23 protein-coding genes are annotated in these 25,435 nt (G+C 44.6%); 15 read left to right on the top strand and 8 right to left on the bottom strand.

The window, feature by feature from the left end:
* Positions 1–145 precede the first annotated feature (145 nt).
* Both V3V99_11785 and V3V99_11780 read left to right on the top strand, forming a co-directional pair.
* Positions 146–1,009 carry a deoxyribonuclease IV gene (locus V3V99_11785; GenBank protein MEE9443334.1) on the top strand — a complete coding sequence of 288 codons (864 nt, stop codon included), beginning with the start codon at positions 146–148 and terminating at the stop codon, positions 1,007–1,009.
* Complete coding sequence (locus V3V99_11780) at positions 1,006–2,064, top strand: DUF933 domain-containing protein (protein ID MEE9443333.1); 1,059 nt, start codon at positions 1,006–1,008, stop codon at positions 2,062–2,064. The genes V3V99_11785 and V3V99_11780 overlap by 4 nt, the downstream gene beginning before the upstream one ends.
* Here V3V99_11780 and V3V99_11775 read toward each other — a convergent pair.
* The 4 genes from V3V99_11775 to V3V99_11760 form a co-directional block, all read right to left on the bottom strand.
* A complete protein-coding gene (locus V3V99_11775) occupies positions 2,061–2,393 on the bottom strand; it encodes a hypothetical protein (protein ID MEE9443332.1) in 333 nt (110 codons plus the stop codon). The two genes, V3V99_11780 and V3V99_11775, sit on opposite strands and share 4 nt — an antisense overlap.
* 125 nt (positions 2,394–2,518) lie before the next feature.
* Entirely contained in the window at positions 2,519–3,016 is a 498-nt protein-coding gene (locus V3V99_11770; GenBank protein MEE9443331.1) for a ferritin family protein, read from the bottom strand.
* Positions 3,017–3,445: 429 nt separating this feature from the next.
* On the bottom strand, positions 3,446–3,928 hold the full coding sequence (locus tag V3V99_11765; GenBank protein MEE9443330.1) for a hypothetical protein: 483 nt from the start codon (positions 3,926–3,928) through the stop codon (positions 3,446–3,448).
* A gap of 1 nt (position 3,929) precedes the next feature.
* Positions 3,930–4,217 carry a hypothetical protein gene (locus V3V99_11760; protein MEE9443329.1) on the bottom strand — a complete coding sequence of 96 codons (288 nt, stop codon included), beginning with the start codon at positions 4,215–4,217 and terminating at the stop codon, positions 3,930–3,932.
* Positions 4,218–4,522: 305 nt separating this feature from the next.
* Between V3V99_11760 and V3V99_11755 the strand changes: the two genes are divergently transcribed.
* On the top strand, positions 4,523–5,143 hold the full coding sequence (locus V3V99_11755; protein ID MEE9443328.1) for a hypothetical protein: 621 nt from the start codon (positions 4,523–4,525) through the stop codon (positions 5,141–5,143).
* A 395-nt stretch (positions 5,144–5,538) separates the two neighbouring features.
* On the opposite strand, the gene V3V99_11750 is transcribed toward V3V99_11755, so the two are convergent.
* Positions 5,539–6,078 (bottom strand): hydrolase, encoded by a 540-nt coding sequence (locus tag V3V99_11750; GenBank protein ID MEE9443327.1) that lies wholly within the window; start codon positions 6,076–6,078, stop codon positions 5,539–5,541.
* 144 nt (positions 6,079–6,222) lie between these two features.
* Between V3V99_11750 and V3V99_11745 the strand changes: the two genes are divergently transcribed.
* The 12 genes from V3V99_11745 to V3V99_11690 all read left to right on the top strand — a co-directional run bounded on the left by V3V99_11745 (position 6,223) and on the right by V3V99_11690 (position 16,803).
* Entirely contained in the window at positions 6,223–7,578 is a 1,356-nt protein-coding gene (locus tag V3V99_11745) for a sigma-54 dependent transcriptional regulator (protein MEE9443326.1), read from the top strand.
* 259 nt (positions 7,579–7,837) lie between these two features.
* Entirely contained in the window at positions 7,838–8,380 is a 543-nt protein-coding gene (locus V3V99_11740) for a hypothetical protein (protein MEE9443325.1), read from the top strand.
* 45 nt (positions 8,381–8,425) lie between these two features.
* Positions 8,426–9,493, top strand: a complete 1,068-nt coding sequence (locus tag V3V99_11735; protein MEE9443324.1) for a tetratricopeptide repeat protein — start codon at positions 8,426–8,428, stop codon at positions 9,491–9,493.
* Positions 9,486–11,381: an HD domain-containing phosphohydrolase gene (locus tag V3V99_11730; protein MEE9443323.1), complete on the top strand. Its 1,896-nt coding sequence runs from the start codon at positions 9,486–9,488 to the stop codon at positions 11,379–11,381. Before V3V99_11735 ends, V3V99_11730 begins: the two co-directional genes overlap by 8 nt.
* Positions 11,382–11,871: 490 nt before the next feature.
* Positions 11,872–12,429 carry a molybdenum cofactor guanylyltransferase gene (locus tag V3V99_11725; GenBank protein MEE9443322.1) on the top strand — a complete coding sequence of 186 codons (558 nt, stop codon included), beginning with the start codon at positions 11,872–11,874 and terminating at the stop codon, positions 12,427–12,429.
* Positions 12,426–12,935, top strand: a complete 510-nt coding sequence (mobB, locus tag V3V99_11720; protein ID MEE9443321.1) for a molybdopterin-guanine dinucleotide biosynthesis protein B — start codon at positions 12,426–12,428, stop codon at positions 12,933–12,935. Before V3V99_11725 ends, mobB begins: the two co-directional genes overlap by 4 nt.
* Complete coding sequence (locus tag V3V99_11715) at positions 12,922–13,869, top strand: radical SAM protein (GenBank protein ID MEE9443320.1); 948 nt, start codon at positions 12,922–12,924, stop codon at positions 13,867–13,869. Before mobB ends, V3V99_11715 begins: the two co-directional genes overlap by 14 nt.
* Before the next feature lies 1 nt (position 13,870).
* On the top strand, positions 13,871–14,353 hold the full coding sequence (gene moaC / locus V3V99_11710) for a cyclic pyranopterin monophosphate synthase MoaC (protein MEE9443319.1): 483 nt from the start codon (positions 13,871–13,873) through the stop codon (positions 14,351–14,353).
* Positions 14,328–14,765 carry an MOSC domain-containing protein gene (locus V3V99_11705; GenBank protein MEE9443318.1) on the top strand — a complete coding sequence of 146 codons (438 nt, stop codon included), beginning with the start codon at positions 14,328–14,330 and terminating at the stop codon, positions 14,763–14,765. Before moaC ends, V3V99_11705 begins: the two co-directional genes overlap by 26 nt.
* Positions 14,743–15,273, top strand: coding sequence for a MogA/MoaB family molybdenum cofactor biosynthesis protein (locus V3V99_11700; GenBank protein ID MEE9443317.1), 531 nt, complete (start codon positions 14,743–14,745; stop codon positions 15,271–15,273). The genes V3V99_11705 and V3V99_11700 overlap by 23 nt, the downstream gene beginning before the upstream one ends.
* Entirely contained in the window at positions 15,266–16,477 is a 1,212-nt protein-coding gene (locus V3V99_11695; GenBank protein MEE9443316.1) for a molybdopterin molybdotransferase MoeA, read from the top strand. Before V3V99_11700 ends, V3V99_11695 begins: the two co-directional genes overlap by 8 nt.
* Before the next feature lie 149 nt (positions 16,478–16,626).
* Positions 16,627–16,803 (top strand): hypothetical protein, encoded by a 177-nt coding sequence (locus tag V3V99_11690; protein ID MEE9443315.1) that lies wholly within the window; start codon positions 16,627–16,629, stop codon positions 16,801–16,803.
* A gap of 304 nt (positions 16,804–17,107) precedes the next feature.
* Here V3V99_11690 and V3V99_11685 read toward each other — a convergent pair whose 3' ends face one another.
* The 3 genes from V3V99_11685 to V3V99_11675 all read right to left on the bottom strand — a co-directional run bounded on the left by V3V99_11685 (position 17,108) and on the right by V3V99_11675 (position 24,916).
* Positions 17,108–18,262 (bottom strand): aminotransferase class V-fold PLP-dependent enzyme, encoded by a 1,155-nt coding sequence (locus tag V3V99_11685; GenBank protein MEE9443314.1) that lies wholly within the window; start codon positions 18,260–18,262, stop codon positions 17,108–17,110.
* A 171-nt stretch (positions 18,263–18,433) separates the two neighbouring features.
* Positions 18,434–21,517: an ATP-binding protein gene (locus tag V3V99_11680; protein MEE9443313.1), complete on the bottom strand. Its 3,084-nt coding sequence runs from the start codon at positions 21,515–21,517 to the stop codon at positions 18,434–18,436.
* Positions 21,518–22,090: 573 nt separating this feature from the next.
* Entirely contained in the window at positions 22,091–24,916 is a 2,826-nt protein-coding gene (locus tag V3V99_11675; protein MEE9443312.1) for a PAS domain S-box protein, read from the bottom strand.
* Positions 24,917–25,435 lie beyond the last annotated feature (519 nt).

The following is a 25,435-nucleotide window of genomic DNA, read 5'->3' as shown; positions in this document are numbered from 1 at the left end:
TCTGGTTATATTCACCTGGCCACAATCCCAGGGTTATCGCTACGTAATAATAATTACGAATTACCCAACATCCCCTCACCTTATTCCTTGCCCTTTTGCGTATATGACATATATATTCACCATCTTGAGAAAGGTTAAAACGAGTATGTCGATTCTCGGTGCGCACATGTCTATCGCCGGTGGCGTCTTCAACGCCCCGCATCACGGGCTCGAAGCTACCTGTGATGCAATCCAGATATTCACCAAATCCTCCAATCAATGGAAAGCCAAACCATTGACCGATGATGATATCGAAAAATTCTACGAAGCTCAACAAGAAACCGGCGTCAAAGTCGTCTGCGCCCACGACAGCTATTTGATAAATCTGGCTTCGCCGGATGATACACTATTTGAAAAATCATCAAACGGTTTCGCCGAAGAAATGAAACGATGCGATATGCTCGGTATCGAGAACCTCGTCATGCATCCCGGCTCTCATGTCGGTTCCGGCGAAGAAGTCGGGTTAAAACGAATTGCCGACGCTTTCAATAAAATCATGAACACCGACCTAAACGGCAAAGTGACCATCTGTCTCGAAACTACCGCCGGGCAGGGCACGAACCTGGGATACACGTTCGAGCAACTCGCCCGAATTATCGACCTGACCGAAAATAAAGATCGGATAGGCCTCTGCCTCGATACCTGTCACATCTTCGCCGCCGGTTACCCGTTCTCGACTGAAAAAGATTACAAGGCATCCATCAAAGATTTCGACAATATTATTGGACTGGACCGGCTCAAAATCATACATTTTAATGACTCCAAAAAGGACTTCGGCGCCAAGGTTGACCGTCATGAACATATCGGGAAAGGATTTATTGGCAAGGAGCCGTTTGGATTTTTCCTGAATGACCGTCGTTTGAAAAAAGTCCCCATGATTTTGGAAACGCCTAAAGAATCGGCTAAAGAAGATATTGAAAATCTGAAAATCCTCAGGTCGCTGATAAAAAAGAAGAAAGCCAAAAAGTGAAAATTGGAATTATCGGCCTGCCGCAGTCAGGCAAAACGACCATATTCAACGCCGCCGCCGGAAAATCCGAAGCGGTTGGCGATTTCTCCAAAGCCTCACACCGTGCGATTATCAAAGTCCCCGATGCCCGCCTCGATAAATTGTCTGAGCTTGTTCGACCAAAAAAGACAACTTACGCCGAAATTGATTATCTCGACATTACCGCCTTTTCCGGCAAAGGCAAAAATACCGACGCGTCAACGTTAAATATCCCCGATGATCTGCGCTATGCCGATGCTCTCATGGTCGTCATCAATTGTTATGCCCCCGACTGTACGCCCAAAAAAAACTTCGGGCTTTTTCTCGATGAGATGATGCTTTCCGACCAGGTGATTATCGAGCGCAATATTGAGAAAAAAGAACGTACCGCCAAACTGACCGGTGATAAGACTCTTCAGGGTGAAGTCGAAACTCTGAGAAAATGCCTCGGCAATCTCGAAAATGAAACGCCGCTTTCCGAAACGGGACTGGAAGAGAACGAGGAAAAGCTTCTGCGGGGATATCGCTTCCTGTCGCAGAAACCTCTTCTGGTGGTGCTCAATATTTCCGAAGATGATATCGGTAATGAATCGAAATGGCTGGATTTATTTAAAGACCGAGAAATTCCGGGCATTAGAGAATTTGTCGCCATCTGCGGTAAGATAGAAATGGAAATCGGTTCGCTTGACCCCGAAGACCGCGACGCCTTCCTGTCCGATCTGGGCATAAAACAACCTGCGATGGAATTATTGATTCAAAAATCATACAGCCTCCTGGGATTGATTTCGTTTTTCACCCTCAGTGATCCGGAAGTCCGAGCATGGACTATCTCAAGCGGCACCAATGCCCGCAAGGCCGCCGGAGCGGTTCACACTGACATGGAGCGAGGATTTATTCGGGCCGAAGTTATCAAATATGATGATTTTGCAGAATGCGGCTCAATGGCGGCTTCCAAAAACGCCGGGAAGTACCGGCTGGAAGGCAAAGACTATATTGTTCAGGATGGAGACGTTATTCTCTTCCGTTTCAATATCTAATTACTATTCTTTTCGGTGTTCAAAGTATCCAGTTCAAAAAATTTGACGCAGGCTTCTTTTAATTCCTTGTAATGCATGATCGTGTCGATCTGGACGGCATTATCGCCCAATTGTAATAAATACCCGCAGCCGGGAAGAGTATCACCCATTGCGGTATCGATATTATATTTAACCAGAAAGGCATCCAGCTTGCGGACATTGCCGTACAAATCGACAATCCGTTCCACTTCGCCGCAATTATCGAGGATGATAAGTTTTTTCTTTTTGGTGCATGAGACCGTTACAACAATCGCCAGAGAGAGCAGGCATATAATAAAAAAACGACTCATAAAAACGCCTTTTTCAAAAATTAGAATTTACTAATTTACCCGAATACGCGAGGAATGTCAAACAATGCCAATAAAAAAACCCGCCGAAGCGGGGGTTAATATGAGAATTGCTTGAATCATTGATCTTAGAGATTATCGAGATTCGACCATTCGGCATCTTCCAGCCATTGCTTGGGCCGATCCAAAAAATTTATCACATTATTAATAGCCACCCAGTGTTTATGCTCTTCAGCAGCAATTCTATTCCAGATATCTTTCTGCTCATCCGACTCGGCTTTTTCAGATTGTTCCTTATAGAATTTTTCAGACTGCTCTTCAATATTGCAGGCCTTGACCCAAGCATCCCGAACTTCGGCTGAGAAGGCATCGATGTCTTTTTCTTCATCTTTCAATTTTTGAAAGACATTTTTAGTCGTCTCTAAGATAGCTGTTTTGAAACCGGCTTCGACGTCACCGAATTCGCCTCTGGCCATGGCGATAAATATTCTATAATGCCGGTCCTCATCGTGAGCCAACTCCTCAAATATCCGTTTCAGCACTGGCTCGGTCATTCGATCGGCATGCTCTTCATAATATTTTTTTCCATCCAATTCCATATTCTTGGCATATTCAAATGCGTTCATCTGAAATTCTCCTTGCGTTTAATTGACTAATTAATGTGGAAAACCTATCATAACTCCGTAATAAAGTCAAGTTATCTGTCCGACATTTCCCCTATTCCAAGAGCTTCGTTTTATTAAATACGTTACCGGGCACAGAAAATTGTAATGGCAAAATCTATAAATTGGTATTTAATTTGGGTAGATCAATGCTTCTTACGGTTCATTGATTTATAATTTCGTACCCAAGGGTACAATAGGACGTTTTAAACCCACCCAATGAGGCATGTTGAAAAAGTCCTGAAATGATCTTCAGCCTAAAGAATGGGGAAACATTTCGAATCGTAAGTTCTTGATACACAGCAGATCACAATTTTGTTTCACAAAACCAAGACCCGCCGCAACTCTTGGCGGTGGTTTTTCAACAAGCCCAATGGGTGGGGTACGAATTTATCACCTTCTAAAATGTAGAAGAAGTTCTTCAAAGCCAATAAGGGCAATTCCAAATCCTGTTCCAATAGCAATGAGATTGTAATCTCCGGTTTGGAAACCTTGCGCGGTTAGAGTGCCACCCCAAAAAACTGCAGCTATAGATATTAAACGGCATAATCTAACCAACGGTGTTTGATTAAGACCCAATACCAATCGACGGAGTGCATCTCGCACATCGGCATCAGTTACTACCGATGATCTCCTGGCCTTTGCCATTGTTGTCGATGCATGGCTAAGCGCTTTCAATATATCATTTCCAGCCGACCTGCGTTCCTCAAGAGCGTCCTTATGCCAATTCATATTTCCAGAATAATTGAATTCGCCGCGTCGAGTTAGTTTCCTGCCAAAAATTTGGTCAATTAAACTCGTGGGAATTTCGGGCTCATTACTCGATTCCGGAAATTCTTCTCTGTTTAAATCATCGAATTTTCTATCATCTTCCATCTTATGCCTCTGTTGACATCAATTCAATTGGTTCCTGTTTTGTGATTGGTTCTCTCCAGCGATTTTTGGTATCACTATTCACAAATCTATTTCCTTGAGAACCGGCATTTACTATTCGTTTGGCAATATTCCCTACGGCGGTCAAAACGTGCCTTGGCTCTACCCTGTCATCAAAGTTGTTCCTGGCTAATTGTTGCGCTTCATCAAGTAGAGTGGCATACATCCCTTGACTCACATCATCCAGAGTGTTCATTGCCGATGGGCTAAAATCAATATCATGCGTTTTCATATCGTATTTCCTATAATATTTGTTTTAATTATTATCGGTATTAGTGTGCGATAAGATTAGCTGAAATAATTATTTTATATCGAATTTTACTGTGTGATAGTCCTATAAGGGAAAACAAGCAGTGGGGTAACATCCCTGTTCTGCGCCATTTTGGGAATTATCGCTCTTTGCGCAATTGTCAGAAACACAGGTTCCCGACAAAGAAAGTGATTGCCATTATCCTATTATTTTTCTATTATTATCATAGCCGATGAATCGTTTTAAATCCACCAATGTGTGGGGTACGAATTAAAGGGGTAAATTATATGGATATTTGGGAAAAATGGGTTGATCATTATCGAAAATTAGGGATTGATTCAAACAAAATCTGTAAGGATGGAATATTTAATGAGAAGCAATATGAAGAATCGTCTAAAAAAATATTGTATGTGATGAAAGAGGTTAATGATTGGCCGGGCGGCGACCTGAGAACACTCTTCAATGATGGATTAAGAATTCGCATGTGGTTTACTATTGCCCGCTGGACATCAGGAATCTTAAATGGTTTTCCAGAGTATAAAGACATTGACAAAAATGAAATTTACACCAAGGACATTCATAAAATTGCTTGTATAAATCTTAAAAAAACTTCAGGGGGAAGCATTTCTAATATGGCTGTTATAAATGCGCACGCTTATATCGGAAGACATCTTCTTAGCGAACAAATTACAGAAATTGACCCAGATATAATTATAGCATGCGGAACTTTTGAAAGCCTTATTTGGCTTCTCAATTTGGGTGTTAATCCAGATAACCCACATGAAAAAATATCCAAATGCGGAAAATATTTAGTTGTTCCATTTAGGCATCCCGCAAGAGTTAATAATAAAAAGACATATGAGCAATTGCGGAAATTATTGAGCGAATATATATCTGTAAAAGCTTAATTATTCTACGAGTTCCCACATATGAGCATTCACAATTAATCAACTAATCTGATGTAATTTCCGAAAACATCCTCATTTAGTAGTATGGGTTATCTAAAAAATAATATGCATAACCGTCGCGACAGGCGACGCCTGCTTTCTGGGTCGCTCGCGAGCGACCCCTACTGGAAAAACAGGTATTTACCTTTCGTATTTAACACCGAGTTGATATGACCCAAAACGTTAATCTGAGGAAACAAACCCATTTTAGAAGTTGCTCTCTGTGCCGTCGGTCCCTTAGCGAAGCGGTGAACCGACGGTAGGTCATCTACGCGACAGCTGAAAACAGGCTTTCGCTTGTTGATATGACCCAAAACGTTAATCTGAGGAAACAAACCCATTTTGAGAAGGCAAGTTTACTTTACGATCTTGCTGATTTGTTTGAAGCGATCGCCGCCGGCTTTCCGGAGAATTTCAAACAAGGACATCTCGACACTGGTAATTTTCGCTCCGGCGTCTTTCATTGTCGTAAGGCCAATATGCTTATTTTCCATCGTCCGTGATGACACCGCGTCGGCGGCCACATAGACTTCGTAACTGGCATTAAGCAAATCGATAACCGTTTGATAAACGCAAATATGCGTCTCGATACCTATGACGATTATTTGCTTGCGTCTGGTCTGCGTCAGAGCTTTGATGAAATCTTCGTTACCACAGCAACTGAACGACGATTTGGACATCGGCCGAATTTGAGCAAACAGTTTTTTTACCTGAGGGATCGTCTCCCCCAATTTATCGGGCACCTGCTCATTCCAGAGAATCGGCAACTCCAGCACCTGTGCGCCTTTGATCATCTTAATGGCATTTTCAAACAGCTTATCTTTTTCGTGCATCAATCCGGCCAGCTTGCCCTGAATATCAACGATGGCCAGTGCCGTGTTATCAAGTTTTAACATTGTTTTTGCTCCCGCTTTTTTGAAACCGGTAATTATAATAAATCTTCAACACCGTTTTTTCTAAACTGTTCCGGCCAAATCTTTTGCCCCGGTTTTGTTTAGAGAATCGGCTCAATATCCGATACTATCATCAAAAGGAGCAAAATGCCAGATAAATCGATTATTTACGGCGATATTTGCGGTGGCAAAGATCGTAGCAAATTAGAGCGCCGAAATTCCAACGATATCCATTGGGTAGAAAAAAGCGGCCCGGTTGAGCAGCTCGGCGATGCCTCCCTGGTATTTGTCGATCTTGATAATCCCGAATTTTCATCCCCTGATTTTTTGGTATCTCTGGCCCATAACTCCAAGGAAGCCAAAATCGTCGGCAAGTCAAAAAATCCGACTATTGATGAGGCAATCCGGGTTTCCAAATTGGGTGTCTCGGAATTATTAACCTCCGATGAATGTCTGGAAAAACTCCATTATTTTCTGGAAGAACTGAAAAATGAAATTCCCGCCCCTCCTTCCGGCAAAGATGGATTCGATATTCAGGCCCTGGTCGGAAATTCCAAACATATTCAGGAAATCCGCAAAACAATATTAGTCTTATCGGATGTCGATTTCCCCAGCGCATTGATACTGGGTGAAACCGGAACCGGTAAAAGTTTAATATCAAAAATTCTCCATAGTACCGGCGTTCGGGCGGCTTCCAATATGGTGGAGGTCAACTGCTCGGCGATTCCCGATGAACTATTTGAGGCTGAATTGTTCGGACATTCCAAAGGCGCTTTTACCGACGCAAAGGCCGAAAAACTGGGATTATTTGAATTTGCCCAAAACGGTATTTTGTTTCTCGACGAAGTCGGCAACCTGACCGCTTCGGCTCAGGCTAAGCTGCTTAAGATTCTCGAGGATAAAAAACTACGCCGTGTCGGGGAGGTCGCCGAGAGAAATATTAATGTTCGGGTCGTCGCGGCAACCAATCTTGATTTGAAAAATGCCATAGAATCGGGGAAATTCCGAGAGGATTTATATTTTCGACTTAATTTGTTGACGATTGAAATCCCGCCTCTGCGTGAACGCCCGGAAGATATCCCTGAACTGGTGCATCATTTTCTCAGACATTTCAGTTCTCTATATAGTAAGCCGCAGTTGATTATAAAAGATGAAGTAATCGAAGAGATGAAAAGTCATTACTGGGCCGGGAATATCAGGGAACTTTCCAATGTCATAGAAAAAGCGGTATTACTAAATAGAGGGCGGACAATCAATCTGCAGGAAATCCGGTCGGCCCTCAAAAAAAGCCGCGTGGGCGTCGCCGAGAGAAAGCATGTTACCATAAATATGCCTCCGCGGGGAAAGGCTCTCGACGAAATTGAGGCTCAGGTTGTTCTGGAAGTCCTCAATATATGTGAATGGAACAAATCCCAGACGGCCGAATACCTTAAGATATCCCGTCCCCGCTTAAGGCGCATAATAGATTTCCACAAACTGGAACAAAATCGCCGCAAAAGTTGATTGATGGAACGAACCGTTCCAAATTCTCGAAATTTCCAGTAAGTTATTAATATACAACAACTAACAATGATTTATGATTGTCCGGTGGTCCAATTCGTTCCAATTCTTTGTAATTTACCTATTCCAGACACTCCCATATGAAATAGCGTAAGTACTAATAGTACAACAAGATAAGACTAATTTACATCAATGGCACAGGCCTTGCTTAAGATTATTCCAAATGAGAAAAGGGCACACACAAAAAACAAGGAGTGCTGAAATGAAGGGTTTTAATCTTTTCAACAGCGTTAACAAAATCGGGGCAATTGTAATTTTAGCATGTTTGGTCATGCTTTTTACGGCATGTTCAAATAACCCTGTCGCGATTGATTCGAGTTCCAGCGACGGGCCAAGGCTCTTGAACAGAACCGATGAAGGGGTTATGTTCGCCAAGGGTTTAAGCCTTTATACTGAGAAGGCTATATCGGCTAAAGAAGGCGGTAGAATTGAGCTTTATGACGTAGCTCTTGATATTCCTCCGGGGGCAATTGATAATGACACTTTATTCAGCATTGATATCCCGGATGCCGAGATTTTCTATAATGAGTTCGGCACTCATGGTTTGGTCTTTAATAAGCCGGTTACGGTAACAATGTCTTATCGTGACGCCAATCTTAACGGTATTGATGAATCAACTATCCGGATCGTCTATATAAACCGTAATGGCAATTTCGTTGAGATGGATTGCGAGATTGATTTTGAGCGAAAAATCGTTGTCGGCCAACTTTATCATTTTTCAGCCTATGGCTTGATATCGGACTAATTGGGATAAGCAGGAAATTTCACCATTAAAAAGATGGAATGGACGATGAAAGAGTTAATCATAAATCAGGAAAATCAAGAAGTAGCTTCCCGGATTAACGATGGATTCGCTCTGCTTAACTTGGCGCGAGACTGGCTCAAACAGGGAAATCCCGTGGTAGCAATGGAACTTTTGGTTCCGGCAATTGACTCGCCACAGGCGTCTCGTGACAAAGAGCTACGGGCTCAAATTCTCAAAGAGACCGGTCGGGCCTGGATGATGCAATCTGATTGGGACAAAGCGGCCTTTAATTATCGTGAAGCCCAACAGATTTTCATTGAACTGGAAAATCCCGGCGGTGCGGCGCAATGCGCCAGAAATCGAGCCAATATGCTGTTTCAGCAAGGCAACTATCGCGAATCCGAACATCTTTGCCAGACTGCCCTCGAATGGGTATCTGAGGCAAATGATTATCAACTCCGGGCGACTATATTAAATACTCTCGGAGCTATTCAATCAGCTACCGGCAAATTACAGGAGTCAATTAATACCTTTAAACTCTGCCTGGCTGATTTTCAGAGTACGGGCAATTTAATTCGACAGGGTTATGTTTTATTGAACATCGGTCTGACTCAGACTGAACTGGGGGACACTTTGGCGGCCACCGATAGTCTGAATAAAGCCCTGGCCCTGGCTTTGGAAGAGAAAGATCTCAATTTGGTAGAAATATGTTATCAAAACATTGCCAAATGTTATTTGGAAAACAAAGAATATCGTTTGGCAAAGTCAGTCCTGAAAACCGCTCGCAAAATACTTCCCGGATTATCTTCAAAAGCATTGGAAGCTGAACTCGGTGTACTGGAATGTAAAACCTTAAGATTGACCGGGAATTTAACAGAATCAAAGAAATTGCTTGAGGAAACGCTCCAAATGACAATTGAGCATAAACTGTCTGCCTTGGAAGCCGATGTATTGTACGAACAGGGCCTTCTGGCAAAAGAACTGGGTAATAGCTACGAGGCTATTGCCAAGCTTGACGCGGCGATTAATGTGTATCGATCGGTTGGAATGGATAAGGGTCTGCACGATGCCGTTCAAGCCCTGGATCATTTCAAGCGAGGATTAAGTGGCTAACGCTTACCAGGACATGACCCGTGAAATCAGCATTAAGCGTGAGGCGGGTAAGACTTCACAGAGTATTCAGCTTAATGTTGATGGAGATTGGGCGAAAACAATAAGTAACTTGATGGCTCTGGCAAAGAGCGCGAACAAAGATTTTGAATACGACAGAGCCATCAATTACTTATGTACTCTGGAAGAAATTTGGGACTCCAAAGGTCTTCCGGAGTTTTCTCTTGAACTCCGTTTTGAGTTGCATCAGGAAAAAGGTAAGGCTTTTTCCGCCCAGGGTAAGTATGATGAAGCCATAAATGAATTCCAGAAAATATTAAAATATTGCCGTGATGCCAGCCAATTGAATATCAAGGCGGAGACCTTCACACAAATTGGACAATTGTTGGCCAAACAGGGCGATTTTGATCGAGCCCTGGGATACGTACAGCGGGCAATCGGGTCCAATCGAAGATTAAAAAACGATCGGGGTACTTGCAAAGCGCTGCGCAACCTGGGAGTTATTTATCTCGAATTGGGCGAATTTGAAGAAGCCGAAGTCAATTATGGTCAGGCTATCGAGCTGGCCGAAAAAATCGGCGATGAGATTCTTTACGCCGATTTGGTCAATAATCTCGGCGCTATTATGAATATGAAAGGCAATCGCGAGAAGGCGCTGGAATTATATTCTGAATCTCTGAAAATCTATGAGGCCAATAATCAGGTCCGTAAAAGCGCTTATACAAAAAATAATATCGCTATCGCATATCTTGAACAGGGCAAAGAAGACGACGCTTTTGAATATTTCAAAGAAGCCAACGATATCGCGCGGAGCATTAACGATGCATCTTTGACCTTAATAGTCAATATCAATTTGGCTGACCTGTTTCTGAAAAAAGGCGATTTGACCAACGCCAAAATCCATTGCCAGAATGCCGATGCTTATCTGCAGGAAACCGGGCTGGTTAACAGCCATTTGATTGAAGTCAAAAGAATCGCCGGCAAGATCGCTTTTCATGAAGAAGAATATGAAGTTTCGAAGCAGTTTTTTGAAACGGCTCTCGAAATAAGCCGTGACATGGGAACCCGATTTCTTGAAGCGGAAGTGCTTCTTGAACGCGGTAAACTCTATCGAGCTACACAAAATCATTTTGAAGCCCTCAATGATCTGGAATCCTCCTACCAGATTTATGCCAGCATCAAAGCCGAGGGGAAGCGAGAACAAACCGAGCAGGTTATCAATTCCATTGAAAAATTATATCTCGAAATTTTTGACTCCATGGCGAAAGATGTCGATCTTAAAGATAAGTATACCAAGGGTCATTCCGATCGGGTAGCCTCCCTGGCTCTTCTATTAGCTCGTGAGTTGGGGCTTCCGACCAATATGCTGAAAACGATCGCGGCCGCGGCGCTTTTACATGATATTGGCAAGATAAACATTAAAGATGAAGTTTTGAAAAAGGCGGGAAAACTAACCAAAAAAGAATATTTGCATATCATGAAACACCCGGAATTAAGCGTTGAACTTCTTAGGGCCAAGGAACTTCCATGGGATGTCAAACCATCAATTCTCCATCATCATGAAAAATTGGATGGCACCGGTTATCCATTGGGTCTCAAAGGCGAGGATATTCCCCTGGGCGCCAGAATAATCTGTGTCGCCGATGTATTTGACGCCCTCACGTCCGACCGAGTTTACCGTCCGGCCCGCGATGTTCAAACGGCCCTCGAAATCATGAGGAAGGAATCAGCCACTACTTTCGATCCGGTTATTCTCAAATGCTTCGAGACCATGATTGGAGAAGGTAAAGCCGACCTGGTGATTAACTCGCGTACCCGTGATGACGAGATGTATAGCATTTGGTCTCAATGCATGGCCGAGGTTTCTGAAGAAGCCCGGCAATTGAGCTAAACAATTCCTAAATTCGATCAATTTCATCCAGGCAATTTCTTTTACTTATTGCAGACAATTCTCAATCCCAACAAAAATATCAAATTTATATCAGATTGCATTAACGTAAATCCGATCGAAATGGATGAATTTACATTCATAAGGGCCTGGCGCGGTCTTATTGAAATTTAGGTAATATAGATGACTCTTTGATGAAAATAATTTGGAATCCTCTTAAGATTTTCGTAAATTCCAAATTAAGTAATTGATTGCCTCAAAGTTCAACGAAATTTGAGGCTTTCGTGAATTGTAAAGAAGATAGTTGAGGAGGCTCACGCCCAAACACAGTATCATCTAATTGACAATAGATTTCGAATATCTCCGAATCCCGTTGCGCCCACGAGGTCGGCGGGGACTCTACGGTTGGGGGAGTAATCGCCCAGCCTGCCCGAATTGGCAAAGGAGAGGGATTTTTTTTAATCCATAGCCGTCGGGCTATGGATTTTTTAATATGACTCGATTCGCTTACATACTTGCCGGCGGTTCCAGTTCCAGGATGGGAACAGATAAACTGCATTTGAAGCTAAAAGGCCTGTCGCTTTTGGAACGCATAATTGAAACATGCGCCTCAGTATGCGATGATATAAAACTGGTTGGCAATGGAGTTGGAATTAATCAATCTGAAACTTTCAAAGTGCTATCCGACTACCCTCACGCTCGGGGACCAATGGCGGGAGTTATTTCGGCTCTCGAGGATTGCCCCGAAGATATTTGCTTCATCACGGCCGCCGATTTGATTGATATAACTCCCCAAAATCTCACCGATTTATTCAGGCTCTACAGGGTTGAGCAATTTCTTGGGTATAGTGAAGATGGTCTGTCCCAGCCTCTGTGCGGCATTTACCACAAGTCGGCATTGAAGGTTATGCTGCCAATGGCTGAGCGAGGAAATTTCAAAATGCAGGATGCGGTTGGAAAATTAGATACCCGGCTTCTGCCGGTACCGAATAAAAAGTGGAGAAATATCAATACTCCCCGGGACGCGGAATTATCGGGGGTCGAGTTATGATTGAAATAGGTATTATCGGCGCCCGGAATTCCGGCAAAACAACATTGATAGAAAAAATGGCCTCCCTTCTGAGCCATCGCGGGTTGAGAGTGGCGACGGTAAAACATACTTTTCATTCGCATACTTTTGATACCGAAGGTAAAGATACTTTTCGCCACCGGCGGGCCGGGGCGCGCTTTACGGTCGGGATTAGCAGCGCCGACATGGCGCTTTTCGCCTCACCCGATGAAGAAAACAGGGTAAAAATTTTTGAGTTTCTCAAGAACAACTGTGATGTTTGCTTTGTTGAAGGTAATAAAGGAGCAAAAAGGTCCACGATACTTTTGACACGCAAAATTGATGATTTAGGAGAGATTAGCTCCGACCATATTATTGCCGTTTACGGACCCGTTAATAACAATATGGCGAACGATTATTTCCCTCTCGACAAAACGGAAGAGTTGGCTGAATTTGTGATTGGCCGTTTTGGCTTGCAACCCGAGGATGATGACCATGAACGCGATTAAGATGCCAGAATATCTTCGATTATCATTATTGTCTAATTGCAATTTGAACTGTTTCTATTGCCGTCCGCCGGGAACAAATGATCCGAAATTGCCTCAAATCCCTCCCGGGAAATTTTTTGATGCTATTCGCGCATTGCATCAATTGGGCATACGCAAAATTCGATTTACCGGCGGCGAACCTACTCTTTATAAACCGCTCCCCAAACTCATAAGCCACGCCAAAGAATTCGATCCCGATATTTTTACCGCAATAACTACAAACGGACTTCTTCTCGAAAAACTCGCGCCTTTGTATGCCGAAAGCGGACTTGACAGCGTTAATATCAGCCTCGATACTCTCAATCCCGATAAATTCAGGTCTATAACATCGGTTGATGGCTTCGATAAAGTAATCAGAGGAATCGAATCCACCCGTGAATCAATATCGGAAGTAAAATTGAATTGCGTTCTCATCAACGGTGTTAATGACGATGAAGCCGATGATATGATTGAATTCGCGAACACAATGGGCATCGATATCAGATTTATTGAATACATGCCTACCCGGCATAATAATAAACAAAGGAGAGGGTATCTGGCTAATGAAGAGCTGAGGGCAAATTCAAGATACGAATTTTCTCCATTGCCTCATAAAGATTCGGCAGCGGCCCGTTACTTCAGCTCGCCGGATTTGGATATTCGGGTAGGATTTATCAGCCCGGTCAGCCATCCTTTTTGCGCCTCATGCGATCGAATTCGATTGACCGCCGATGGGATGATATACGGCTGCCTGTTTTCTTCACAAGGATTTAATCTGTTTAGTATACTGAATGATAAATCAATTGATTTGCAGAACAAATTGTCGCAGATATTGGCGTCGAAAAATCTTCGAGGATGTAATGCCGCGATGAATAATCTCAATAGTCTGCCTTCATTTTATCAGGTCGGGGGATAATATGAATAAACCGACCCATCTCGATTCAGACGGAAAGGCTCGAATGGTAAATGTCGGCGAAAAAGAGATTACCAATCGCCAGGCAAGAGCAACTGTTTCTGTTAAACTAAATGAGACAAGTTTTGAGATCGCTCGTGAAAATCGCAGCGCCAAAGGCGACGTTATAACGGTGGCAAAACTGGCCGGAATTCAGGCGGCCAAGAAAACTTCGGAATTAATTCCTCTCTGTCATCAACTACCGTTAAATCATGTTGAAATTGAATTTGAATTCGACCAATCCCAAAATATGATAAAAATCTTTTCGACTGTTAGGTGCTCGTCGCGAACCGGAGTGGAGATGGAAGCTCTGACAGCCTGTTCCGTCGCGGCCCTGACGGTTTATGATATGCTCAAAGCGGTACATAAAGATATTGTCATTTCAGATTTGATGCTACTTGAGAAAACAGGAGGCAAGTCAGGTGACTTCGGCCGGGAAAATACATAGAATTTCGATTTCCAAAAATAAAGGGGGAAAAAAGAAAAACGTCGAATCAGCCCACCTGATTATGGATAAGGGCATGGAGGGCGACGCTCATTTTGGGAGTAAAAGACAGGTATCCCTGTTGCCCCTGGAATCATTTGTCAAAGTCAAACATGAACTGCTGAATGTTCAGCCAGGCGATTTTGCGGAGAATATAACCACTGCCGGAATCGATTTATCGCGGGTTCAAATCGGCGACACGGTTACCATTGGCAAAGGCATAAAACTAATTATCACGCAAATTGGTAAAAAGTGTCATAACGGTTGCCAGATAAAAAAACTGGTCGGCGACTGCATCATGCCTCGGGAAGGCGTCTTCGCGCGCGTCGTCGAAAGCGGAGAAATATCAGTCGGTGATACGGTCGCGCTCGAATAATATGAGATTTTCAGTCGGCATAATAATCGTTTCCGATCGGGCTTCAGCGGGTGAGCGGGAAGATAAATGCATTCCGGCATTTCGGTCATTTCTCGATGAATCAAAATATTCAATAGAGCATACCGATATTGTCCCCGATGATGCCGAGAAATTAACGGCCGCCCTCAATAAAATGATCGCGTCTGATACCTGCTTGATTCTTACATCTGGCGGTACCGGATGCACCCCGCGAGATATCACACCCGAGGTTACCAAAAAGATAATTGAGAAACCTACTCCGGGAGTTGACCAGGCGATACGAACATTTAGCGCCCAGTATTCTTCTAACGCCATATTTTCCCGGGCCGTATCGGGAGTCGCCAAAAATTCATTTATAATTAATTTGCCCGGTTCACCCAAGGCGGTTAGTGAAATACTCGAGTTTTTGCTCCCCATAATTGGGCATCCCCTCAGGCTAATCGCCGGACAATTAAAAGATTGCCAGAAGGATTCAAAACAAAATGATTGAATTCGAAGAAGCTTCTTCCTTGATCTTTGATGCTGCTAATCCGCTCGGTGAAATGGCAAAACCGATTGAAGACGCCGTCTCTTATGTTCTTTCAAGAGATATAATCTCGCCATTATCGATCTCACCCTTTAGAAATTCCGCGATGGATGGATTTGCCGTTCGGGCCGAATGGTTGGAAAGATGCTCACCCGATAATCCAATTAAATTGCCGATCGATACGACTGTCTTTGCCGGTGATTCCGGCAGCGCGAAAATATCGGAAAATCGACCGATTAGAATAATGACCGGGGCTCCTGTGCCGGATAAATTTGATACGGTTGTTAAATTCGAAGATACGGTTTATGATGATGCCCATGTTGTTTTTGCAAAGCCTATTACTCAGGGGAAAAACATAAGGCCGGCCGGGGAAGATATACATAAAGACCAACTCGTATTAAAACGAGGTCATTTATTGACTCCCCTTGACATCGGTATCCTGGCCGGAATCGGTCTTAAAGAAGTTTCGGTATTTAAAAAGCCGTCCGTACTTGTGTTTTCCAACGGCAATGAGCTCGTTTCCCCCGGCGAAAAATTAAAATTCGGACAAATATATGATAGTAACAAGTACACTGTCTCGTCTCTAATTAAACCCTTTGTCGAACGGATTGAAATCGGTCCGACGGTTATCGATGAATCTGAAAAACTCGAGCAAGCCCTCTCGGCTGATTTTGACGTCATCATTACAAGCGGCGGGGTATCGGCTGGCGAAAAAGATCTCGTTATCGGAGCGGCGAATAAAATCGGCTTCGAGCAGGTTTTTCATAAGGCGAGAATCAAACCGGGCAAACCAATCTTCTTCGCCAAAAAAAGTCAACGGTTGTTGTTTGGTTTGCCGGGGAATCCGTTATCAACCGCCGTAACCTGCGCCGTTTTTGTTATTCCAGTTCTAAAGAAATTGATCGGTCGAGATGATTATGAGATTCGTGCCGAAAACGCGGTTATTAATCCCGAGCAAATCAGGCCGGGCGGGCGGCTGCTTATCTGGCCGGGAAAATTCCGGCGGACCCGGAGCGGTATTACGGCCGAGTATTCGGAAAAGAAGTCATCGGCGGCATTGTCGGCACTTTTAAATTCGGACGGATTGATTTTTAGTGATCTCTCCGGAAATAATGTACCGGCTTCGACTCAAGTACAAGTAATCTTCTGGAATCAGCTTCTAAGTTAATACACCATAGGAAGCTTCATTCTTATTTCTATTATCAAGCCATTGACTTTCAATGCCATGTAAAAATATTCGAAAAGCCAAAAAATAATTGAAACTTTTATCCATATATAGACATATATACATATACAAAAATATTAGAGGAGGAATAAGTGCTTAAGATCGTCAGGCAAGAGAAGAGTATTCGGGAAAAAAACTGCGCCGATTCTGATTACAATAAATGCTGCTCCAAATGCAAAAATCAGGTCGAATTGATGAGCGTTCGCTCAATTGTGGGAAATTTTATTCCCGGGGATAATTGGATATTCGACGGATTCATACTCAAGTAGTGGCGAGGAGTGAAAGTATGAACTATCATACCGGAAGATTACTCAATTGCGATTAGATCGCTGCTGTTTTCTTTCGATTCAGTTCATTTCCAAGGGCGGCCGCCAAGGTTTGGCGGGGTAGAGCTCTTCGGCGGATTCAAGCTCTTTTGACATTTCGGCCCCTAATTACGAATTCGAATATTAGGGGCATAAAAAGAACGCAAAATACTGAAAAACTAAGGATAAAAAATATAATGGGGACGTTTGAGAGCGCAAACCCAGCCCAGAATTGAGTGATTTGCGATAATAGTAAATGCGGAGAAGGTTACCAATTTTCCTCGGCCTTTATCTTTTCGATTTCATCAAAGATATCATCTATCTCCTGGTCGGTATTGTAAAAATGAGGTGAGACGCGAATTCCCACTCCGGGGCGATAATCAATCAGGAAATCCCGTTCCAGGAGTATTTTTGAGATTCGCTGGGCATGAGGTATATTCAGCGCTACCGTACCGCCCCTCAGTTCTTCCTCTTGCGGCACGAAAACAGACCAATCTTTCCCGGCGGCGTTATCAATCATTCTCGTTGTCATCTCAAGCGATCTCTTCCGGATCCTTTCGACACCAATTTCTGAGACTATATCAAGACCCGGTTGGCAAACATAAAAAGACAAGACCGACGGCGTGCCATTTAAAAACCGATAAGCGCCGTCGGTATAATTCATTTGTTGTGCTTCAAAGGCAAACGGTTCGACATGCGCCAGCCATCCGGTAATGCGCGGTTTAAGTTTGGATGACAAATCGGGTCTGACATACAGGAAACAGGCGGCTGGTCCACCGCATATCCATTTCAAACAACCGCCAGCGGCAAAATCAACTTCCAGTTTTTTAACATCCAGAGGTACCACGCCAAAGGCCTGGTAAATATCAAGAACAACCTTTGCGCCCACCTGGTGAGCCTTTTCGATAACCGCGGCGGCATCGATTAAGTATGAAGATCTGAAAAATACGCTCGAAATCGAGACCAGCAGCGTTTTTTCATCAATAGCATCAAGAAGTTTTTCGAGAGGGAGGATCGGGCCGGCTCCGCATTCAACAATTTCCAATCGACCGGCCGGTCCAAGCCAGGATTTATACAAATATAACAGCGAAGGAAACTCAGCATCAACCATGACTACTTTATTGCGTTTGGCTTGAAAATCAAAGCAGGAAAGAATTACCGCCTCGGCGCTGGTTACGTTGGGCTGCATTGTTACGGAATTTGAAGGCGCGTTGATTAGACGGCCGATTTTATCACCCACTTCCCTGGCCAGCATCCACCATTTTTCTTCCCAGGCTCGTACAGAGCGATCGGCCCACATCCGGGCAAATTGGGAAAGCATTTCCGCGGTCTGATTCGGCATTGCACCGAGAGAGTTTGATATTAAGTGATGACAATTGTTGAGTGAATTAAATTGTGAACGGTACGCAAGTAAACCTGACATTTAAGCCCCGCCTGTTCAAGCGATTAATATGCTACGTATCAATAGACTGTTCGGCAATTATGGAATATCGCTGTTAATTTATTCTCGGACAATATAAATGTTTACTCCGCAGCAAAAAAAATCCTGACTTGGATTTGGTATATGGGAAATTTCGAAATTAGGTTAAAACAATTACGATACAACCGGTTCGTTCTTTCTGTCCAGTTCTCTTCTGACGGCCATCATAAGAGTTTTCTTAGTTAAAGGCTTTTTTACGAACGCGCCAACACCCATCGACTTCGCTTTCATAACTTGATCCGTTTCGGAAAAACCGGATACAATTATAGCTTTTTGATCGGATTTAATTTCTCTAATGCGCTTAAATGTCTCCACCCCATCAATTCCGGGAGGCATAATCATATCGAGTAAAATCAAATCATATGAATTTTCCCGAACCAGCTCAATCGCCTTATTGCCGCTTTCGGCAATGACGACCTGATATCCCAGTTTTTTTAGCAATCGGGAAGTCACCTGTCTTTGAATTTCGTCATCGTCAACAACCAGCATTTTTTCTGAGCCGGCCATTGGTTGAACCTGTTCATTTTTGTCTCTAACGTCTCGGGCGATGGGAAAATATAAATGGAAAGTCGTCCCTTCCCCGACGGTAGAATCCAGATCAATAAACCCACCGTGGTCTTTCACGACCGAATCAACGATGCTTAATCCCAGACCGGAGCCTCTCTTTTTATCCGTAGATTTAGACGTGTAAAAGGGATCAAATATTTTATGTTGAACATCCTCGGGAATTCCACAGCCCTTATCGGTAATAGACGCCCTGGCATACTCCCCAACGGGGATCCGATTGTAACCATCAATGTCCTCTTCGATATACCAATTTTCGGTTTTGATATAAATTTCACCGGTGTCTCGCGTCGCATCCCGGGCATTGTTTAACAGGTTTATTAAAACGCGATATAGTTGAGCTTTGCCGCCTTTTGTATTCATCAATGTCAAATCCAGGTCGGTCTTGATACTCAAAGTATCCGGAACCGCCTCCAGTTCCTTGATAGCCTGTTCGACCAATTCATTGAGGTTAAATAATTCCTGATTATAATGTCCGCGTCTTCCTAACGTCAGAAGCTGCTGATTAATATCGGCGATCTTTCGAGCGGAATTTTCCATGTCATCCAGAAAAGTCAAAACAGAGTGATTTTCGGGAAGCCCATCTCTGATAAATTCCGGATAGGCAACCAGAGGCGCCAGTAAGTTATTGAAATCATGAGCTACCTGACCGGCAATCTGTCCGGCGGTTTTGAGACGCTGAGCCCGGGATTCCAAATCCTTCAGACGCCTGGTTTCGGTAATATCCAGAACTGAACCATAGGCTCCTCTATATTCATTGTTCTTATTAAATCTTGGCGTTATGGAAACATGAAGATGTTTTTTCATGCCTTCCGCAGTTGTTATTTCCAACTCGTATTGAGAACTATCTCCGGTTTTTCTTTTGTCAGTTTCCGAAAGAATAATATTCTTCTGGCTTTCAGAGAAGTAGTCGAGAAGATTTTTCCCCAGCATGTCATTTGCCGAATTTTCCCCGAATATCTTTACAAAAGCCGGATTGACGAATTTTATTGTTTCGTTTTCATCGACAATACCGATGCCTTCCATAACGGAACTAAACAATTCCTGATAATGGCGTTCCGATTCTATTAATGCCTCTTCCGCCTGTTTGCGCTCTATAGCTTCGCTAATATTCCTGGCCATCCCGTCGATCAGGTTTCGTTCCTCTGTCATGAACGGACCTTCATCCAGCTCCGGGCGCTCCTCCAGATAATAAACCTCTATCAACCCCCGGAACTCACCGTTCATAATGATGTCGCCTGACTGCTTCCACCGGGTCTCCTCGAATGGCTCTGAAACATACTTCTTCCCATCAAAGATCACTTTGCCTCTTGTGATCTCCGGGTAATGCCATGCGGGGGGGATTAACTCGGCCACATCATGGAATATCTCCTCCAGGGTGGTTCGTGTCCGGATAGATTCTGCCACACTATACATGCATTGAAGTTCCTTAACGCGTTCGCCCATGTCGTGCAGGAGTTTCTTGCGCGCCTCTTCCGCCCGCCTGCGCTCGGTGATATTACGGTATGACTCGATTATCTGAACGACCTCACCGCTCGCGTCGAAGATGGGCGCGGCAGTGATCTCGAAAGCTATCTCTTGGCCCCTGGCGTCGTAGTGAAGGTGTTCGACCGTGACGGGCGCGCACGTTTCGATAACTTGACGCAGGGGGCAGGAATGCTCCTTGTCTTCACATGGGGATTCGTTTTTGTGAGAAATCTGGTGGCATTTCAGACAGGCAGCTACCGGGTCTTTCTCTCCAGCCATATCGCAAATCATTCGATTAGCCAGCGCGATCGTATAGTCGTGGTTCACTACCATCAGGCCTTCGGGAAACCCGTCGATGACCGTCTGCATGAATTCCTGCTCGCGTTCGCGCGCCACCTCCGCCCGCTTACGTTCGCGCTCACGGCGCCAGATGTTGCGGGCGCCCAACGTCAGCGCCACAAGGCCCAGCAGCCATAACACGCCATGGCCGACACCGATAGCCGCAGTGTTTTTCCGCATGATTGCGGTGTACGGAGCCATTGGCATCGACATGCTAATCCCGCCGCGTATGTCGCCTTCCTTGTAACCCTGTTTGGCATGGCACTTGAGGCACCCCTTCTCAGTCACCAAGGGACGCATCAGCCGTAGATGCGACTTACCGTCGAGTGATTCGACGGAGGCGAATTCCCGCTCGCCCCGCTCGAAGGATCCCAGTACGACCTTTTCCCAGGGGTCAGCGGCATTGGCCAAACGAATCGGGTTAAGGCTCGTGATGTGCCCGCGTATCCCTTCGGCCTGCCAACCCAACTCATGAACCTGGCGTGCCATATAGGCCGGATTGATCAGCGTCAGACGTCGACCCGAGGGGGTTTCGATATCGCGTTCCTCGACATCTGCCAAATGCGGGTTTGGCTGGCATGAATCAGATATCGGAACATAGACGCCACCATAGCCAGCATTCCAACGGCGGTAGATAACGTCTTTTGCAAATTGAGCCCGGGCGGCCACCCTCGCCGCGGTGAGTGCCCCATCCTGTTCGTGAAAATAGTTCCACACCAGCGAAGCGATGATGACCAGTGTCCATCCCGCCGCCAGTAGCAGGGCATACTTTGTCACCCTGGACGCATGTTTCCGACCTTTCCCCGCTTCTCTCATATCGCGTGTCATTCTTGTCTTTTCCGTACCGCTCAAACCGGAGCCCTTCTACTTATTCCGCATGCTACTTCTGTGGTTTTTGTCATCCATCATCCGCGATCTCTGCTCCGCGATTTCGAAGGATTGGTGGCAAATCATATTTGGCGATGGCTTCGACCAGCCGCGTTTGGCTTTGAGCAACCTCTGCCAATCGTGAGTGTTGCTGTTCAAAAGCGGCGGTATATAGTATTCTGAAGGTAGCCCCAACTACAATTGCAACTACTGAACAAAGAATTACAATCCGTAGAAAAAGCCTGTGTTTCCCCTTCATTTCCCATCCACAAAACTTTAAGGTCATGTTGATAAACTTCCATGACATTGAAGTCATTTTGGAATATATAGAGTGATTGCCCTAACTGACTTTAATGCCCCCTAATTTCAAACAACATATAAAATTGCTGTCCTCCTATTTATCGGCATTCTGGATAGATTTATTACATTGCTTTTGATTATCTGCAACCTAAAATATAGATCACCTAAGTTATCGTTGTATATATTGTTGCCCGGACAAGAAGGCGATATTGGCAGGTTCGGAATTTTGTTGAATTATTTGGAAGTTGTTACAGATACGGGCGTTTGAACTGATTTATCAACCTTACGATCCAACTCCGCTCTGACGGCAGCCGCAATGACACTCTTTGTGACTGGCTTTCTTACAAAGGCGCCGGCTCCCAGCCTCTGAGCTTCGAAAACTCGATCCGACTCCGAAAACCCAGATAGGATAATAGCCTGTTGGCCCGGGCTGATCTCAAGAATTCGTCGGTATGTCTCAGCCCCGTCGATCCCGCCCGGCATCACCATATCGAGGATCAGGAGGTCCTGCGGATTTTTCAGGAGAAATTCGATGGCCTTCTCACCACTCTCAACAGAACTGACCTTGTATTCAATCTTCGTCAGTAGTCTCGAAGTGACTTCTCGCTGGATATCATCATCATCAGCTATTAGTACCGTCTCTGTTCCTGAGCCTAAATGCTTAGAATCATCCTCTCCCGTATCTTCTTTGGTAGCGGGGAAGTAAAGGTAAAATGATGTTCCGTGGCCGACTTTACTGCTCAGGTCAAGATAGCCATTATGGTCCTTCATGACCGCATCAACCACACTCAGCCCCAGCCCGGAACCCTGCTTCTTATCAGTTGTCTTGGTCGTAAAGAATGGATCAAGGATCTTCTGGATAATTTTATCAGGAATACCGCATCCGTTGTCGGTAATAGTGAGTTTTACATATTCCCCCTTGGGGACGCGACCGAACGCAACTGAAGTATTATTGGCATAATAGTCCTCGGTCTTGATAGTAATCTGCCCAATATCCTGCATGGCATCCTGGGCATTCACCAGCAGATTAATGAGCATACGATGAATCTGGGCATTCCCACCCTTTATTTTCATAAGGTCTTTGCAAAGATTCATCTTGATTGCCACTGTCCTTGTCCTCGATTCCATCTCCTGTGCGGCCTGCAGCACGATTCGATTGAGGTCAAGCACTTCCTGGCTGTAATGGCCTCGTCGACCCATTGTCAAAAGATCCTGGTTGATATCCGCAATCTTATTTGCGGCATTTTCGATGGCGTCAAGATATGCATGGGCTTTGTGGTCGTGTGAAAGCTCATCGCGAATGAACTCGGGGTACGCCATTATGGGCGCCAGAAGATTATTGAAGTCATGAGCCACCTGTCCGGCAATCGTTCCGGCCATTTCAAGTCGAGCCGCTCTTGACTCCAACTCCCGCAATCGCTTGGTTTCGGTGATGTCACGAATAATTGCTTGAGCGCCGACAATTTCACCACCCTCAATGATTGGCACAGCATTTAACTCAACGCTGGCAATGGAGCTGTTTTTCTTGATAAATTCGGAGTGATATCCTTCCACGTCCTTTCCAACAGCAATGAGTTGAAGAGTCTCAATAATGTGTGGAATTTCAGCTTTAGGGGCAAATGCTGTGATTTTCTTACCGATCAATTCCTCCGGCTGGTATCCAAACACTCGTATGATAGATGGAGATACATAGAGGATATTACCCTTCAGGTCAGCCGCCACGATCACATCATATATGCGCTCGGTTATTCTTTTAAATTTTTTCTCGCTCTCACGCAACGCGTCTTCCGTTCGTTTGCGTTCTGTGATGTCCGTAAATATAGTTGCGAAATGATTTTTCTTGGGGGAAAAGGCCGAAACACTATACCACTTCTTTAATAATTCTGAGTATTGTTCAAACCCGATTTCTTCTCCGCTTAAAGCAACTTTTCCGTAAACTCCAATCCAATCAGCTTGATCATTTTCAATGCCGGGTAATATTTCTGTAATTGTTTTTCCAATTATTTCCTCTTTTATTGATCCTGTCTGGACTTCGAAAGCGTTATTTACTTCAAGGAAAATGTAATCTATAGGCGTATTGTTTTCGTCCAACACAATCTTATGTAGTGCAAAAGCATCCAGCATATTTTCAAAAAGAGAGCGATATTTCTCTTCGTTATTTTGCAGGGCTTCCTCAGCCAGTTTGCGCTCGGTGATGTCGTTGGTGACAATCACTACCCGTTCAACCTGGCCGCTCTCGTCGTTGATAGCATAGAACGTCTGGGATACCCAGCGCGGCTCGCCCAATCGATGATTGTCCAGACGAAGTTCGGGAATGTGAACCCGTCCGCCCTCGCGATAGATCCTCGCCACTTCCGACTGCCACTCGCCCAGAGAGAAGTCTTTGTTGTCAAATCTCAATTCATCCGGACCAGCGGCCATATACTCGCGGACCGTTTCCTCGGGAACCTGCCAGATATCCCGCCACGCCTGATTGACCGACAACAGTTTGCCATGCCGATTGCGCACAGAGATTCCCAGAGGCGAATTTGCTATAACCGCCCGACTGAACTGCTCACTCTCCCGTAGCGTCTCCTCGGCCAGTTTGCGCTCGGTGATGTCCCTTACGATGGCCACGATGCCAACCGACCCGTCGGGCATCTTCCGCACCGATACGGAACTTTCCAGATGGACAGTCCGCCCGAGTTTATTGGTGATCTGCAGTGTTAATTCGCGTTTACCGCCGCAGAGGAGATCCTTAAACCGACTCAAGAGATTGGGGACATCCTTTTGGGTGAATATGCCGATTTGGGTGAACTGTTTACCGATTAATTCATCTTTCGAGCCGCCGAAAATATCAGCGGCGGCCTGATTGACATCGATGATAGTACCCAGTTTGTTGAGTAGCACCAAGCCGTCCTGGATATCGTCAAGTGAGCATGCCAGTTTCCATTGTGCGGCCATGTTGTTTTCATTGCAACCAGCATTCTGGCGGCAACCGGATTCAGCCTCTTCCACCCTTCGACGCAACTCAACCAGATCTTTAATTAACTGTTTCTTGGTTTTCTTATCATCAGCCATCTAGTTATCCCTAATTTGGCCAAATTCTTATCTATCGCTTTTGTATTACGTTTATCAAACGTAGACAATGCGGGCTAATCATTATTGTTTCTATCGGCAGATTGTGCAAAAATTTTACAGGTTCGATAGAATGATATGCGGCGTGCATTTATCCGTAACCTAATGAGATTCAGGAGGTTGGCGGCTGGATTTGTTAGACGTATATCACAGCTAACCGATGACATTTGGCAGCCCCGATCTAATTCTCAGAAAACTTATGTGGAGTTCGAGGTAATAATGAGCCACTCGACAAAGAATGGCAGTCGTCGGAAAGTAATAGATTGCCGGTAACAGTTTGGGCTTAGGAGGAACTGTATCACAAATGGCTGCCGCGCCGGTAGAAGCCTTCCTGGTGTGTCGTTTCAGCCTAAAGTGGACAGGAATGGCTTGAAGTTAAGACGTAGTTTTGTAGATTTGGCATATCAGAGAGGAGTTGGTTATGAGTACCAACAGAAGCCAGAACCCTGAATCGGTGGTTAG

Source organism: Candidatus Zixiibacteriota bacterium (assembly GCA_036480375.1).
GTDB lineage: Bacteria > Zixibacteria > MSB-5A5 > GN15 > JAAZOE01 > JAZGGI01.
This window is presented reverse-complemented; position numbering and strand designations above follow the sequence as displayed.

Excerpts from the sequence above, each read along its gene's own strand:
- V3V99_11785 (MEE9443334.1), top strand. The coding sequence starts at position 146 with ATGTCGATTCTCGGTGCGCACATGTCTATCGCCGGTGGCGTCTTCAAC.
- V3V99_11775 (MEE9443332.1), bottom strand. The coding sequence starts at position 2,393 with ATGAGTCGTTTTTTTATTATATGCCTGCTCTCTCTGGCGATTGTTGTA.
- V3V99_11770 (MEE9443331.1), bottom strand. The coding sequence starts at position 3,016 with ATGAACGCATTTGAATATGCCAAGAATATGGAATTGGATGGAAAAAAA.
- V3V99_11765 (MEE9443330.1), bottom strand. The coding sequence starts at position 3,928 with ATGGAAGATGATAGAAAATTCGATGATTTAAACAGAGAAGAATTTCCG.
- V3V99_11760 (MEE9443329.1), bottom strand. The coding sequence starts at position 4,217 with ATGAAAACGCATGATATTGATTTTAGCCCATCGGCAATGAACACTCTG.
- V3V99_11755 (MEE9443328.1), top strand. The coding sequence starts at position 4,523 with ATGGATATTTGGGAAAAATGGGTTGATCATTATCGAAAATTAGGGATT.
- V3V99_11750 (MEE9443327.1), bottom strand. The coding sequence starts at position 6,078 with ATGTTAAAACTTGATAACACGGCACTGGCCATCGTTGATATTCAGGGC.
- V3V99_11745 (MEE9443326.1), top strand. The coding sequence starts at position 6,223 with ATGCCAGATAAATCGATTATTTACGGCGATATTTGCGGTGGCAAAGAT.
- V3V99_11740 (MEE9443325.1), top strand. The coding sequence starts at position 7,838 with ATGAAGGGTTTTAATCTTTTCAACAGCGTTAACAAAATCGGGGCAATT.
- V3V99_11735 (MEE9443324.1), top strand. The coding sequence starts at position 8,426 with ATGAAAGAGTTAATCATAAATCAGGAAAATCAAGAAGTAGCTTCCCGG.
- V3V99_11725 (MEE9443322.1), top strand. The coding sequence starts at position 11,872 with ATGACTCGATTCGCTTACATACTTGCCGGCGGTTCCAGTTCCAGGATG.
- mobB (MEE9443321.1), top strand. The coding sequence starts at position 12,426 with ATGATTGAAATAGGTATTATCGGCGCCCGGAATTCCGGCAAAACAACA.
- V3V99_11715 (MEE9443320.1), top strand. The coding sequence starts at position 12,922 with ATGAACGCGATTAAGATGCCAGAATATCTTCGATTATCATTATTGTCT.
- moaC (MEE9443319.1), top strand. The coding sequence starts at position 13,871 with ATGAATAAACCGACCCATCTCGATTCAGACGGAAAGGCTCGAATGGTA.
- V3V99_11695 (MEE9443316.1), top strand. The coding sequence starts at position 15,266 with ATGATTGAATTCGAAGAAGCTTCTTCCTTGATCTTTGATGCTGCTAAT.
- V3V99_11685 (MEE9443314.1), bottom strand. The coding sequence starts at position 18,262 with ATGTCAGGTTTACTTGCGTACCGTTCACAATTTAATTCACTCAACAAT.
- V3V99_11680 (MEE9443313.1), bottom strand. The coding sequence starts at position 21,517 with ATGACACGCGATATGAGAGAAGCGGGGAAAGGTCGGAAACATGCGTCC.
- V3V99_11675 (MEE9443312.1), bottom strand. The coding sequence starts at position 24,916 with ATGGCTGATGATAAGAAAACCAAGAAACAGTTAATTAAAGATCTGGTT.